Origin of the sequence: Actinacidiphila sp. DG2A-62 (assembly GCF_035825295.1) — a bacterium.
Classification (GTDB): domain Bacteria; phylum Actinomycetota; class Actinomycetes; order Streptomycetales; family Streptomycetaceae; genus Actinacidiphila.
The window spans coordinates 4,965,627-4,978,069 of the sequence record NZ_JAYMGI010000002.1; the positions used below are offsets into that span (position 1 = coordinate 4,965,627).

Sequence of the window (12,443 nt, forward strand, 5' to 3'; positions counted from 1 at the left end):
CCATGGGCCGGGGGCTATCTGTGCGTCGATCACGTCCATCACGGAGCTGACGATGACCTACCGTGGCCTGATTCTCGACTTCGGCGGGGTTCTCACCGTCCACATGCGGCTGAACCGGGAGGCGTTCGAGCGCAGTGAGGGGCTGGAGCCCGGCGCCTACTACCGCGCGTTGAACGAGCATCCGGACGGGGTGGCGGTCTACGCGGCTTTGGAGGTGGGCGAGGCCACGCAGGAGGACTGGAACCGCGTCATCGGCGGCATCCTCGGTATCGATCCCACGGACCTGATGCGGCGCGCGCTGGCCAACCTCCACCTGGAGCCGGCCATGGTCGACGCCGCCCGTCGCGCCCGCGCCGCGGGCATCAAGGTCGCCATGCTCTCCAACAGCTTCGGCCTCACGCCCTTCAACCCCTACGCAGCGCTGGGCACGTGGGACGGAGAGTGGGACACGATCGTCCTGTCCGAGCAGCTCGGCGTACGCAAGCCCGACCCGGCCATCTACGCGCACACACTGAAGCAGCTCGACCTTCCCGGCGAGGACTGCGTGTTCGTCGACGACCGCGCGGCCAACCTGCCGCCGGCCGAAGCGCTCGGCATCCGCACGATCCACCACACGCAGGTGGCCGAGACGCTCGCCCAGCTCGACGCGCTGCTGAATCGCGCGCCGACGTCGAACTGACGTTGGACGGCATCACCGTGTCCAGTCGGTGGCCCTTCACCCATATCGCAGAGGCTGCGCGCCCTTTGGGCCGATGAGGAACCCGCGAGATGGCCGAGCGGTCGGTCACCGGGCGCGCCGGTTGCGAGCCCTTCGGGCTGATGAGGGACCCGTCCACACGGTCCAGTTGACCGCGCCCGGCCCGGGTTGCGAGCCCTTCGGGCTGATGAGGGACGTGCGGCAGGTCGCCAGCGCGGAGCGGGATCTGGGGTTGCGAGCCCTTCGGGCTGATGAGGAACAGGCGTCGGCGCCCACCCCGTAGACCAGGGCGTGGTGTTGCGAGCCCTTCGGGCTGATGAGGAACGGGCCGGGTGTGGTCCACGCACGGCGCGGCGGTGATGTTGCGGGCCCTTCGGGCTGATGAGGAACGCGTGTACGCCGTGCATGGGGCGACCTGATGTCCCGGTTGCGAGCCCTTCGGGCTGATGAGGAACCTCCTGTGGGAGGGCGACGACCCGGCGGAGCCGGCGTTGCGAGCCCTTCGGGCTGATGAGGGACCTTGGCCGATCTCACCGATCAGCCTCACGGCCACGTGTTGCGAGCCCTTCGGGCTGATGAGGGACCAGGGCCGATCTCACCGATCAGCCTCACGGCCACGTGTTGCGAGCCCTTCGGGCTGATGAGGGACCTTGGCCGATCTCACCGATCAGCCTCACGGCCACGTGTTGCGAGCCCTTCGGGCTGATGAGGGACCAGGGCCACGCAGTCCGCGATCCACCTGGAGACCCGGTTGCGAGCCCTTCGGGCTGATGAGGGACGGTGATGTTGTGGTCGGCGCCGACGTAGACGCGGGCGTTGCGAGCCCTTCGGGCTGATGAGGGACCCGAGGGTAAAGGCGCAGGCCAGGCCGCGTCCACGCGGGGCTTCTCGTGGTGCTTCTGCAGCGAGCCATCGGTAGTGCATCTGCGGTGGTCAGAGCGTTTTGGGGTGGCCGAAGTCTGTCCCGCAGGCTAGTGGTTGCGAGCGCGGAGGAGCGTCGGTCGCCGCTCGCTGTCAGTGGGGCTCGCTAGCGTGCTCGTCGCGCTGTGGCCTCGCCGATGCCTTCCTGCTCTGGCTCGCTAGGCATATAGCACTTCCCTAGAGTCTTCATGATCTTTCATCTGAAAGACGTTCGTATCGTCGTTTCTTACGTTACGTTGCTCGCCATGAATGACGGTTTAGCCTCGCTCGTGGGGCACCGCCCGTCGCACCTTGGCGGGTGCGCATGCGGTTGAGAGTTGATGTCGCGTCGGATGCGCCCTCCCTCGCCTGGGACAACCTGCACGGTCCAGCGCGCGGTGTGGTGTACGGGCTGCTGCGCGAGCATGATCCCCAGCTGGCCCGGTCGTTGCACGACGACGGGTGGAAGGGGCAGCCGATGAAGCCGGTCGGTGTGGCCTGTCCGCGGTTTCGCGGGGTGCGGCGGCAGAAGGGGGTCTACGCGGCCTCGTCGCAGGGGTCGGTGTGGTTCGCGTCGCCGGTGCCGGAGATCGCGTCGGCGTTGGTGAGCGCGTTGGCCCGGCGTACGGAGATCGACTGGGGAACCGCCAAGCTGCGGGTGCGCGGCTTCACCGTCGACATCGACAATGCGGCCGTCGCTGACGGGTTCGTCGAGGTGGCGACCGCGACGCCCGTCGTCGTCCGGCACGACAGGTGGGATCTGCTGCCCGGCGACGAGCACTACGTGGAGCGCGTGACGCACAACCTCGTGCACAAGGCGGATGTGCTCGGTCTGCCCGCCCCGCAGGGGGTGCGGGTGTTGGAAGCAGGGCCGCGGCGGCGGTTCTCCGTGCGGGGCGCGCCTCGCATCGGGGCCCGGGTGCGGCTGGGGATGGAGGCCGACGCGCGGTTCGTGGACGCCCTGCGCTCATGGGGCGTCGGGCTCGACACCATCCAGGGGTTCGGGTGGGTGGAGTGACGGACGCGCCGGCACTGGCCGTGACGAGCCACCCGCTGCAGCGGGCGGGCGCCTGGGCGGCGGCGATCATCGCCGGCCGTGAACAGCCGGCGGAGATGACCGCCGACGACCTGGCAGCCGTGGCCTCCCGTCTCACGAGCGACATCTGCGAGGCGGCCACCGCATCGAAGGACGGGGCGGCGTACGACTGGTGGAAGGTCCTGTTCGCGCTGTATCCGAACTCGAAGGCGACGCACAGCAAGCGGCCGTCGGAGCAGCGGGCGCTCAAGCCGGAGATCGAGAACCTGTTCGCTCCGGACGCCGCGGGCGCGATCGTCCGCCCCTGCACGTTCTGCGGCGCCGACGCTGGCGCGGTGTGGGCGAAGTCGAACCTGCCGCTGTTCGACACCAGCAAGGCGCTCAACACCCTGCCGCCCGGCGTCCGGGGCTGGCCGGTGTGCCACGGCTGCCGGATCGCGATGTGGGCCCTGCCGTACGGGGCCTGGGTGACGGCCGGATCGGCGACGGTCCTGTCCTGCGAGAACGAGGCGGCGGAGCGGGAGTTCGCGCGACGCAACGTCCAGCGTGCCCGGCGCATTCTGCACGCGGGATTCAACGGACTCGTAGCCGGCGCCCGCGCCGAATTGGTCGCCGTCACCGCCCTGCGCGACGCGGCTGCCGGGCTGTGCGCCACCACCCTGTGGTCCTTCAAGAACGACAACCAGGAGCCCTGGCTGCGGGTGACCCGCACCCGCCGCGCCGTCTCCGTCTTCCTGGCGACGGTCGACGGCAACGCGTCACTGCGGCGCGGCTGGCACCTGCTGCGGCGCGCGCTCACGCGGTACGACGCCAAAGGCGCGGTCACCGCCGGGGGAGCGGGCGAAGCCGCACGGCTGTTGTTCGAAGCCGAGGATGGCCGTAGCCGGTCGCTCCTGCTGCAACTCCACTATCTGCTGAAGGAGTCGGAGGACTCCTGGCGCCTGGCCGACCGGGACGCCCTGACCCGACTCGCCTTCACCTACGCCGAAGAGGTCTACGGAATGACAACGGACCTGGAGCCCGTGGCCGTCCTGCTCACCGAGTGGATCGCCCGGGGTAGCAGCCCGCGCGGTCGCCTCGCCGAGTACAACAACGCCGCGCTGAGCGACTACCACCTCGGGCAGCTCCTGCTACGGGCGTCCGTGCGGCTGCAGATGGACGACACCGGCACGCCCATGGCCGGCCCCAGTACTGGGCGCCGCTGATCGAGCGCCGCCCGCGGGCCTGGGAGCAGCGGCTGCTGCTCTCCGCGCGGGTGCTTCTGCTGCTTCAGCAGCGCGGTGTCGCGGTCGGCGCGAAGGCGCCCGACCCCGAGGAGGAACGGCGGATCGAGGCCGAACTGGATCGGCCGCCGTTCGACGACAGCCACGACGACTTCGCGGCGGACGACTACAGCATGGGACCGGCGTAATGAGCTATCTGGCAGGGACGGTCGTACTCGCGGTCCAGGCGGGCGCGCCCAACAACGGCAAGGGCGAGGACACCACGGCGCGGGTGAAGTACGCGCAGGTGCGCGGACGTAAGCACCCTTACGTCTCCGCGCAGGCGGTACGCCGCTGGATTCGCGACGGCATGGTCGAACTCGGTGACAAAGCCTCCCCGGTGACGCGGGTGGGCAAGGCGCAGGGCAAGGCGCAGAAGGCCAACACCGAGGCGAACCCCGTCAAGTTCGCCGACGACGACCTGTTCGGCTACATGAAGGCCGGTGCCAAGCGGGACGACTCGGCGACGACGCTGCGCGACAGCCCGTTCATGCTCGGCACACTGATGTCCGTCGAACCGGTCTACCCCGCGGTGGACTTCGGAGTGATGTCGCGCGGGGTGACCGAACCGGTGCTGCACGGGCACGAGTTCTACACCGCCGACCTCGCGGCCCCGTTCCTTCTGGACCTGCCGCGCGTGGGCACCTTCACCCTTCCGAACGCCGACGGGGTGGGTCGCCCCAATTACCTCACCGCGGAGCAGGCGCTCCAGGTGGCGGAGGCGACCGCCCACGGCGCGAGCACCCTGCACTTCCGCGATCAGCCCGCTGTACGGCTCCCGCTGGAGGAGCGCGCCCGGCGCGCCGCGCTGCTGCTGGAGGCCATGGCGAATCTCAGCGGAGGGGCCAAGCAGGCGCTCCACTACGGGGACCGGGTGCCGTCGCTGATCGTCCTGGTCCCGTTCAAGGGCGGCATCAACCCCCTGGCCAACGTCATCGACAGCGACATGGTCACCGGGGTGCGAGTCCGCGGCGACGTGCTGCGCCAGGAACTGGAGGCGTGGCAGGGGGAGTGGGAGGCGCCGGTGCGCGTCGGATGGCGTCCCGGCTTCCGTGACCAGGCCCGCGAGGACTTCGAGAAGCAGTGCAAGGACCAGATCGACGACGGAACCGTCGTGATCGGTCACCCTCGGACCGTGCTGCTCGACCTGGCCAGGGAACTGCGCGACGGCAAGCGCAACGCCTGGTTCGACGACCCGGTCCGGCAGGAGGTGCGGTGATCCCGCCCCAGCGGACAGCGACCGCGACAGCTGAGCCCGTCCCGGCCTGGCGCGCGGAGTTCCACGCCCCGGTGGCCTCCTTCCGCGACCCGCTCTTCCCCGGTGTCACCCGCGGGCTCCCCGTCCCGCCGCCGTCGACCGTACGCGGCATGCTGGCGGCGGCCACCGGGGAATCGCTGGAGCCGGTGGTCCTGGGGATGGCCGCGTGGTCCGAGGGCAGCGGCGTGGACACCGAGACGTACCACCCCATCGCGGCGGACGGCACCAACCCGTCCTCCGGCGGCAGGGTGCGGGCCGTCAAGGGCGGGATGACGATCAGGGACCGCAGTTTCCTCGTCGACGTCCACCTCACCGTGTGGCTCCCGGAGCCTGACGGGGAACGGATCGCCCAGGCGCTCCGCCGCCCGCGCTGGCCGCTGCGCCTGGGCCGCTCGCAGGACGTCGTGCACCTCGAAGCCCTGCGCCGGGTGGAACTGCAGCCGGCCGCGACCGCTGTCGTGGACCACGCCCTGGCACCGCGGGACGGGCACGCGGTGGGTGCGGCGTTCGACTACCGCATGGCGACCCAGGTATCCCTCGACCGGCTGACGACCGCCTGGTCGGATTACCTGTGGTGCGACGAGCCCACTGGAGAGCAGCCGGTGTCCGGAGCCCTGCGCGACCCGGACGGAGGCCGGGCCGTATGGCTGCTGGCCCCCTGACCGCGGGCGGACGGCAGCGCAGCCTTGCTGATCTGCGCGCCAAGTCGCGTCCCAGGCACGACCCGGAACGGCTGACCACTCACCTGCGCGCGGTGCACGACGCCGTGGCGCAGATCGAAGCCCGCATCGCCGCCGCCGGGCCCATCGCGACGCGGTCCGGGTTCTGGACGGCCGTCCGCCGCGCGGCGCTCCTGCACGACGCCGGGAAAATCGCTGAAGGCTTCCAGCGGCAGGTCGAGCCCGGTGGGGCGGTGTGGGGCGAGCGGCACGAGGTCCTCTCGCTCGCCTACCTCGACCTGCTCGCACCGGCTGCGGGGTGGAGCAGCGCCGAGCGGCTGCTGATCGGCACGCTGGTCGCCTCCCACCACCGGGCGCTGCACGCCGCGTCGTCGCTCGGTGGCGGGAAGCCGGCGCTGTCCCGCGTGTACAACGAACGGACCAAGTGGGAGGAGGCGTTCTCCGCCACATCCGGGCCGGACGGCACCGTGGTTCAGGTACCGCGCTACCTGCACCAGCAGTTCCTCGCCTGGCTCAGCGGCTTCCTCGCCGTCGACCCGCCGCCGGCCGGCCGTGAGGACCCGCCGCTGGCACACCGCGCCAGCTGGGAACTCACCGATGTGCTCGACGCCTGGCGCGACCCGGTGAAACCCCACACGGGGCTGCTGGCCGTGCTCGCCCAAGGCGCGCTCACCCTGGCCGACCACGCCGGTTCCGCCCACGAGCGGCTCCAGACCCACATGCCGCTGCTGCCCGACTACCTCGAGCGGCTGCCGTACCCCGCCCATCAGCACCAACGGGAGGCCGGGACGACCCTGGGCCACCTCGTCCTCGTCGCCCCGACCGGCAGCGGCAAGACCGAAGCCGGCCTCGCCTGGGCCGCCCGCCAGGCCGACACCATGCCCGGACAGCCCCGCGTCGTGTGGACCCTGCCGTACCGCGCGTCGCTCAACGCGATCCGCCGCCGTTTCGAGAAGGGACTCGCCCCCGCTCCCGGCGAGCGCACCGCGGACATCGGCCTCCTGCACGGAGCCGTCGCGCGCACGCTCCTCTACGAAGCGGTCGAGGAGGACTGCGGGCCGGACACCGCCACGCGCCCGGTCCCCGACAAGGGCGACGCCGGCAAGGCACGGGCGCGGGCCAACGCCATGCGGCTGTTCGCCCAGCGGGTGCGCGTCGCGACCCCGTACCAGCTGCTCAGCGCCGCCATCGCCGGGCCTTCGCACTCCTCCGTCCTGCTGGAGCAGGCCAACTGCCTGTTCGTGATGGACGAACTGCATGCCTACGAGCCGGAGATCCTGGGACGGGTGTGCGCCGCGGCCCGGCTGTGGGAGCAACTCGGCAGCCGTTTCGCCGTGCTCTCCGCGACGCTTGCGCCGCAGCTCCTCGACCTCATCGGCGAGAGCGTCGAGCAACACGTCACCCTCCACAAGGCGCCGCCCGGCACCGCGCCGGTCAGGCACCGCCTCGTCCTCGACGAGTGGCCGATCGACGCCCCCGACAGCGTGACCAGGCTCGGGGAGTGGCTCGGCGAGGGGCACAGCGTCCTCGCCGTCGTCAACACCGTCGACACAGCACAGAAGCTGTTCACCACCCTCGCCGACGAAGTCCGCGCGGCGCGGCCCGACGACCCGCAGGCGGCGCTGCTGCTCCACTCCCGCTTCAAGAACCGCGACCGCGACGCCATCGAGCGCCGGCTGCTGCGCCGGCACCCCGAACGCCGCGAAGGCGAGGCAGAGTCACGCGGCGGGCTCGTCGTGGCGACCCAGGCCGTCGAGGTCTCCCTGACCCTGGACTTCGACCGGGGCGCGGTGGAGAACGCACCGGTCGAAGCCGTCGCCCAGCGGGCTGGCCGGGTCAACCGGCGCGGCCTCCACCCGCACGGCCCGGTCGAGTTCCGCGTGCACCGTGGGTCCGGTTTCCGCCCGTACGAGCAGGGCGCCGTCGAGGCCGCCTGGGAAGCGCTGAAGGCTCTGGGGGCCGAAGGCGCGGACGGCCTCGGCGAGCAGGACATCGACCGGCTGCTGGCCCTCGCGTACGACACCGAGTGGGGGCAGAAGTGGCTTGAGCGGGCCCGTGACGCCCGCGACGCCTTCACCGCGGAGTTCCTGACGTTCACCGACCCCTTCCACGACCGTACCGAGCACGCGAAGGCACTCAGCGAGCGCTTCGACACCGCCGAGGTGCTGCTGCGCGACGACCTCGACGAATACCGCCGGCTCGTCTCCGGCCGGCACGGCGATCCGCTCCTCGCCTCCGGCCTGCTCATCCCCCTGCGATACGGCCAACTCAACACCTACAACGCCGAACTCGACCGGCGCCTCGGCGTCTTCCTGATCGACGGCGACTACGACCCGGTCCTGGGCCTGCGCCCGCCGCCCGACCAGGAGACCATCCTGTGAGCCCCGCGAACCCTGGGAACTCCGGGAACCCCGGTAGCCCGGTTTCCCCGCTCGACCCCGGCGAGGACGACCAGTCGCTCGGCGGCGTCCACATCAAGTACCTGCACCACTGCCCGCGCCAACTCTGGCTGTACATGCGCGGATACCGCCCCGAAGCGCGCAGCGACCTCGTCGCTTTCGGCGAGGTCGTGGACGACACCACCTTCACCCGGCGCCGCGACGTGGACCTAGGCGAGGCGAAGATCGACTGGGTGACGGCCGGCGCGGTCGTCCACGAGACGAAATCCTCCCGGGCACCGTCGGCCGCGCACGAGGCCCAAGTGCGCCACTACTGCCTCCTGTTGGAGCGGCGCGGCATCAACGTCCGCGGCGGCGTCGTCCACTACCCGCTGATCCGGCGCACCACGGACGTCCCCTGGGACGACGAGGCACGCGACCTCGCGGAGACGGCGGAGGCCGACGCCCAGGCGGTCATCGCGGCCCCGACGCCGCCCGACCGCCTCACCCGCGGGAAATGCCGCGGCTGCTCGTATCTCGACTACTGCTGGGGAGAATGACCCATGGCCGCCGTCGGCCGCACCTACTGGCTGACCGAACCCTGCCGCATCCGCCGCGAGGACAACAGCATCCGCGTCGAACGCCCCGACGGCAGCCCGGTCCGCATCCCGATCACCGACATCCGGGACCTGATCGCCTTCGACAACGTCGACGTCAACACCTCCGCCATGTCGCTGCTGAGCCGCAACGGCGTCACGCTCCACGTCCTCGACCACTACGGCAACCATGCCGGCCACTTCGCCCCCGCCGAATCCATGGCCTCGGCCGCAGTCGTACGCCGCCAGGTCGAACTCACCGCCGACACTGCCGCGCGCCTCGCCGTCGCCCGCTCCCTCGTCCTGACCACCGCCGAGAACCTGCGCTGGTCCCTGGACACCGACCTCCTCGCCCCGGCCCTCGACGCTCTGCGTACCGCCGTCCCGACCTGCGAGGACACCGACGCGCTCATGGGCCAGGAAGGCAACTTCCGCCGTACGGGGTGGGCCGTGCTCGACACCTTCCTCCCGCCGTGGCTGCGCCTCAACGGCCGCACCCGCCGCCCGCCGACCAACGCCGGCAACGCCTTCGTCAGCTACCTCAACGCGCTCGTGTACGCCCGCGTTCTGACCGCCCTGCGCAGCACGCCCCTCCACCCGGCCATCGGCTTCCTCCACGCCGACACCGACCGCCGCCGCAACACCCTCGCACTCGACCTCGCGGAGCCTTTCAAGCCCTTGTTCGCCGAGCGTCTGCTCAAGCGCGCCGCGGCACAAAAGCAGCTCAAGGAGAGCGACTTCGAGACCGATGTCGGCCGCGCGTCGCTGAGCAAGGACGGCCGCAAGAAGGTCGCCGCACTCGTCCGCGAGGAACTCGCCACGACCGTCCACCACCGCACCCTGAAACGCCAGGTCTCCTACGACGAGCTGATCCATCTCGAAGCGCTCAAGCTCGTCCGCCTCTGCCTGGAAGGCACACCGTACAAGCCCTTCCGGCCGTGGTGGTGAGCCGACGGTGTTCGTCATCCTCGTCTACGACACGGCGGTCGAACGCAACCCGCACGTGCTGAAGACCTGCCGCAAATACCTCCACTGGACCCAGCGCAGCGTCTTCCAGGGCGAACTCACCGCGGGCCAGTACCGCGCCCTGATGACCACCCTCGGCACGGTCATCGACCCCGACCACGACAGCATCGTCACGTACACGGCCCGTTCCCCCGACTTCATCGCCACGTCCACGCTGGGCGTCTCTCTCGGAGGCCCGGGCGACATCCTCTGACCTGCGACGATGCATTACCGGAGCGCTGCTGCGGAATGATAGGTACGACGAGTTCCAAAGGTCGCCCTGACCTGCGACTTTACCGTCGGGCCGTCATCAGCCCGAGAGGGTTCGCAACGCGCTGACCGGGCTGCTGACCGTCAGCGCGGACACCGCCGTCATCAGCCCGAGAGGGTTCGCAACCAGGTCTCCACCTGGGACCTGAGCAGCGACGACGCCGCCGTCATCAGCCCGAGAGGGTTCGCAACTCCGGACCGAGGTGGAGAAGCTCACCGGCTCGATCGCCGTCATCAGCCCGAGAGGGTTCGCAACCCCGGCGCGCCGGCCAGCTGGACCGCGAGCCCACCAGCCGTCATCAGCCCGAGAGGGTTCGCAACACGAGGGCAGCGCGGGCGGCGAGGAGGAATGGCTGGCGCCGTCATCAGCCCGAGAGGGTTCGCAACAGCGACGGCAGAGCAAGGGTTTGGCGCTGCCACCGTGCCGTCATCAGCCCGAGAGGGTTCGAAACCCGCGGACTACGCCGCTGGCCGCCTCACCTGCGCCCGCCGTCATCAGCCCGGGAGGATTCGAAACAGCTCCATCAGTGCCCTGCCCGGGCCCGAGAGCTACGGCTGTCATCAACCTGAGAGGGATTCAAAACACGGAGATCCGCCCACGACGGAAGGGACGAGAACCCGTTGTGCTTCACCCACGGAAGATCGCTCCGTCTGTCGTCCTCTCCTCCCGACGTGCAGCGAACCGGTTGAGTGGCGCTTGGCAGCGGAGGAGGCTCAGGCTGCTGCCGCCGAGCTTGTCGGTGGCTCCTTGGGCGTTCGCGGAGCGAGGATGGTCATGCGGCATCCGGGGAGGCCGGCGGGTTCCATGACGTGGGTGACGAGTTCGGCTGGCCGCCCGTCGAACGTGGGGAGGGCTATCCGAAGCACGTGGCCGTCGTGGTGCTCGGTTATGTCGCCGGCGCTGCGGGTCCACAGGCCGCGGACGATCGGGTCCTGGGTGGTGTCGTGGATGAGCTGCTGGAGGTCGCAGTCCTTTGGGCGGGCGACGGCGGCGGCACGGAGCATGCGAACGCAGACGACGGCGTCGGCTTGCCAGTCGAGGTGCTGTTCTCTGGCCTCGGGGTTGAGCAGCAGCCAGCGCATGAGGTTGGCTTCCGGCTCGGCTGACCATGGGAACAACTTGGCCATCACCTCGTTGACCGCCAGCACGTTCCAGGCTGGGTCGACGACGTAGGCGGGGAACGGCTGCCGGTCCAGCAGGAGGCGCAGCTCGTCGCTGAGCTGCGGCCGTTCCTTGGGCGCCACCTGGCAGGCCAGCTCGCCCACCGTGGCGAGGAGGAGCGCGTGGCGCTGCGCCATGTCGAGGCCGAAGACCTTGCCCAGGGCTGCGCGTTCCTCTCGGGTGAGGGGGCGGGGGAAGGTGCCGCTCTCAAGGTCGCGGTACCAGCGCTCGCTTCGGTCCAGGGCGCGGGCCACGTCCCGCTGGAGCATGGGGCGACCGGACCTGGCGCCGGCCGCGGCCCGCCAGGCGCGTAGCAGCCCGCCGGCTCCCAGGGTCTCTTCCACACGCGGCGCTGTGTGCGACGTTCTCGTCGCACGTGCGTATCCCTCGAATTCCGTGCCCATTCCACAGTCCTCGTGCTTTCGGATTACCCGATGTGGGACTCACCGGTTTGACCGTGCGCAGATCATACGTGACTCGCAGTTGGCCCAGAACTGTTGCCGACGGTAACAGATGCTGATCTGAAGCTTGTGTCTCGCTGGGTGAACGGCAGAAAAATTGCCGGTCATGGAATTTTTGCCCCTTTTGCCAGTAGTGGTCCAACCGTGCCTCCCGATCCCCTCGCGCGCGTAATTACGCGAAGTCGACTTAAAAACGGGTTAGTTGAGCGAGAGGGGTGCTCGCTTCTTTGCCCGCGGTCACGGAAGGCGGTGCTCCTCTGTGACGGCTCGGTCGCGTTGACGAATGATCTGGACCAAGTCCAAAATCTTTCCGTCCGTGCGGAACTCCAGGTCGTGGGCCATGGCGGGTGGGGGTGGTCGTGATCATCGTTGCTGTGAGAGCCCAGCCCTGCGACCTTCGGCAGCCGTCGAGGGGCGATTCCCTTGCGACGCGGGAGAGATGTCGCTTTGGCATCGTTGCCGCCGAGCGACGGTATCCGCTGGATCGTGGGCGCGGTTGCGTCATACGTTGCTGCTCCGCGCCGGGCTGACCGAAAGGGGAGGGGGACGGGAATGCCGAAAGGCCACCGAAAAGGCCACCGAAGGCTCAGCCTGCCGTAACGACAAACCGGCGCCCGGGAGTTACCAGCTCCCAGACGCCGGGCCGGCATCCCAGAGAGGTGCCGATTCACTGCCACGCGAGCGGCGGGGCCATCTCTGCACGAGAACCGCCGCATCGCGCTCCTACAAGCAAGGGAG

Annotated in this window: 11 protein-coding genes and 2 CRISPR repeat arrays; of the genes, 10 read left to right on the top strand and 1 reads right to left on the bottom strand. The window is 70.1% G+C overall.

Going from position 1 to position 12,443, the window contains the following annotated elements:
• Positions 1–52: 52 nt before the first annotated feature.
• From VSR01_RS22260 to cas2, 10 genes are all read left to right on the top strand, one after another.
• Positions 53–679 (top strand): HAD-IA family hydrolase, encoded by a 627-nt coding sequence (locus VSR01_RS22260; RefSeq protein ID WP_326450927.1) that lies wholly within the window; start codon positions 53–55, stop codon positions 677–679.
• A gap of 53 nt (positions 680–732) precedes the next feature.
• A CRISPR array of direct repeats spans positions 733–1,541; the repeat unit is 29 nt; unit sequence GTTGCGAGCCCTTCGGGCTGATGAGGGAC.
• Positions 1,542–1,922: 381 nt separating this feature from the next.
• Positions 1,923–2,615, top strand: coding sequence for a CRISPR-associated endoribonuclease Cas6 (gene cas6 / locus VSR01_RS22265; RefSeq protein WP_326450928.1), 693 nt, complete (start codon positions 1,923–1,925; stop codon positions 2,613–2,615).
• Complete coding sequence (locus VSR01_RS22270) at positions 2,612–3,838, top strand: hypothetical protein (protein WP_326450929.1); 1,227 nt, start codon at positions 2,612–2,614, stop codon at positions 3,836–3,838. The genes cas6 and VSR01_RS22270 overlap by 4 nt, the downstream gene beginning before the upstream one ends.
• Positions 3,839–3,888: 50 nt before the next feature.
• Positions 3,889–4,044: a hypothetical protein gene (locus tag VSR01_RS22275; RefSeq protein ID WP_326450930.1), complete on the top strand. Its 156-nt coding sequence runs from the start codon at positions 3,889–3,891 to the stop codon at positions 4,042–4,044.
• Positions 4,044–5,114 carry a type I-B CRISPR-associated protein Cas7/Cst2/DevR gene (gene cas7i / locus VSR01_RS22280; RefSeq protein ID WP_326450931.1) on the top strand — a complete coding sequence of 357 codons (1,071 nt, stop codon included), beginning with the start codon at positions 4,044–4,046 and terminating at the stop codon, positions 5,112–5,114. The genes VSR01_RS22275 and cas7i overlap by 1 nt, the downstream gene beginning before the upstream one ends.
• Positions 5,111–5,815: a CRISPR-associated protein Cas5 gene (gene cas5, locus VSR01_RS22285; RefSeq protein ID WP_326450932.1), complete on the top strand. Its 705-nt coding sequence runs from the start codon at positions 5,111–5,113 to the stop codon at positions 5,813–5,815. The genes cas7i and cas5 overlap by 4 nt, the downstream gene beginning before the upstream one ends.
• Positions 5,797–8,214 carry a CRISPR-associated helicase Cas3' gene (gene cas3 / locus VSR01_RS22290; RefSeq protein ID WP_326450933.1) on the top strand — a complete coding sequence of 806 codons (2,418 nt, stop codon included), beginning with the start codon at positions 5,797–5,799 and terminating at the stop codon, positions 8,212–8,214. Before cas5 ends, cas3 begins: the two co-directional genes overlap by 19 nt.
• Positions 8,211–8,771 (top strand): CRISPR-associated protein Cas4, encoded by a 561-nt coding sequence (locus VSR01_RS22295; RefSeq protein WP_326450934.1) that lies wholly within the window; start codon positions 8,211–8,213, stop codon positions 8,769–8,771. The genes cas3 and VSR01_RS22295 overlap by 4 nt, the downstream gene beginning before the upstream one ends.
• A gap of 3 nt (positions 8,772–8,774) precedes the next feature.
• Positions 8,775–9,755, top strand: coding sequence for a type I-B CRISPR-associated endonuclease Cas1b (gene cas1b, locus VSR01_RS22300; protein ID WP_326450935.1), 981 nt, complete (start codon positions 8,775–8,777; stop codon positions 9,753–9,755).
• 7 nt (positions 9,756–9,762) lie between these two features.
• Positions 9,763–10,026 carry a CRISPR-associated endonuclease Cas2 gene (cas2, locus tag VSR01_RS22305; protein ID WP_326450936.1) on the top strand — a complete coding sequence of 88 codons (264 nt, stop codon included), beginning with the start codon at positions 9,763–9,765 and terminating at the stop codon, positions 10,024–10,026.
• An 89-nt stretch (positions 10,027–10,115) separates the two neighbouring features.
• Positions 10,116–10,599: direct repeats of the CRISPR family, unit length 29 nt; unit sequence GCCGTCATCAGCCCGAGAGGGTTCGCAAC.
• A 197-nt stretch (positions 10,600–10,796) separates the two neighbouring features.
• Here cas2 and VSR01_RS22310 read toward each other — a convergent pair.
• Positions 10,797–11,588, bottom strand: coding sequence for a helix-turn-helix transcriptional regulator (locus VSR01_RS22310; protein WP_326450937.1), 792 nt, complete (start codon positions 11,586–11,588; stop codon positions 10,797–10,799).
• Between the last annotated feature and the right edge of the window lie 855 nt (positions 11,589–12,443).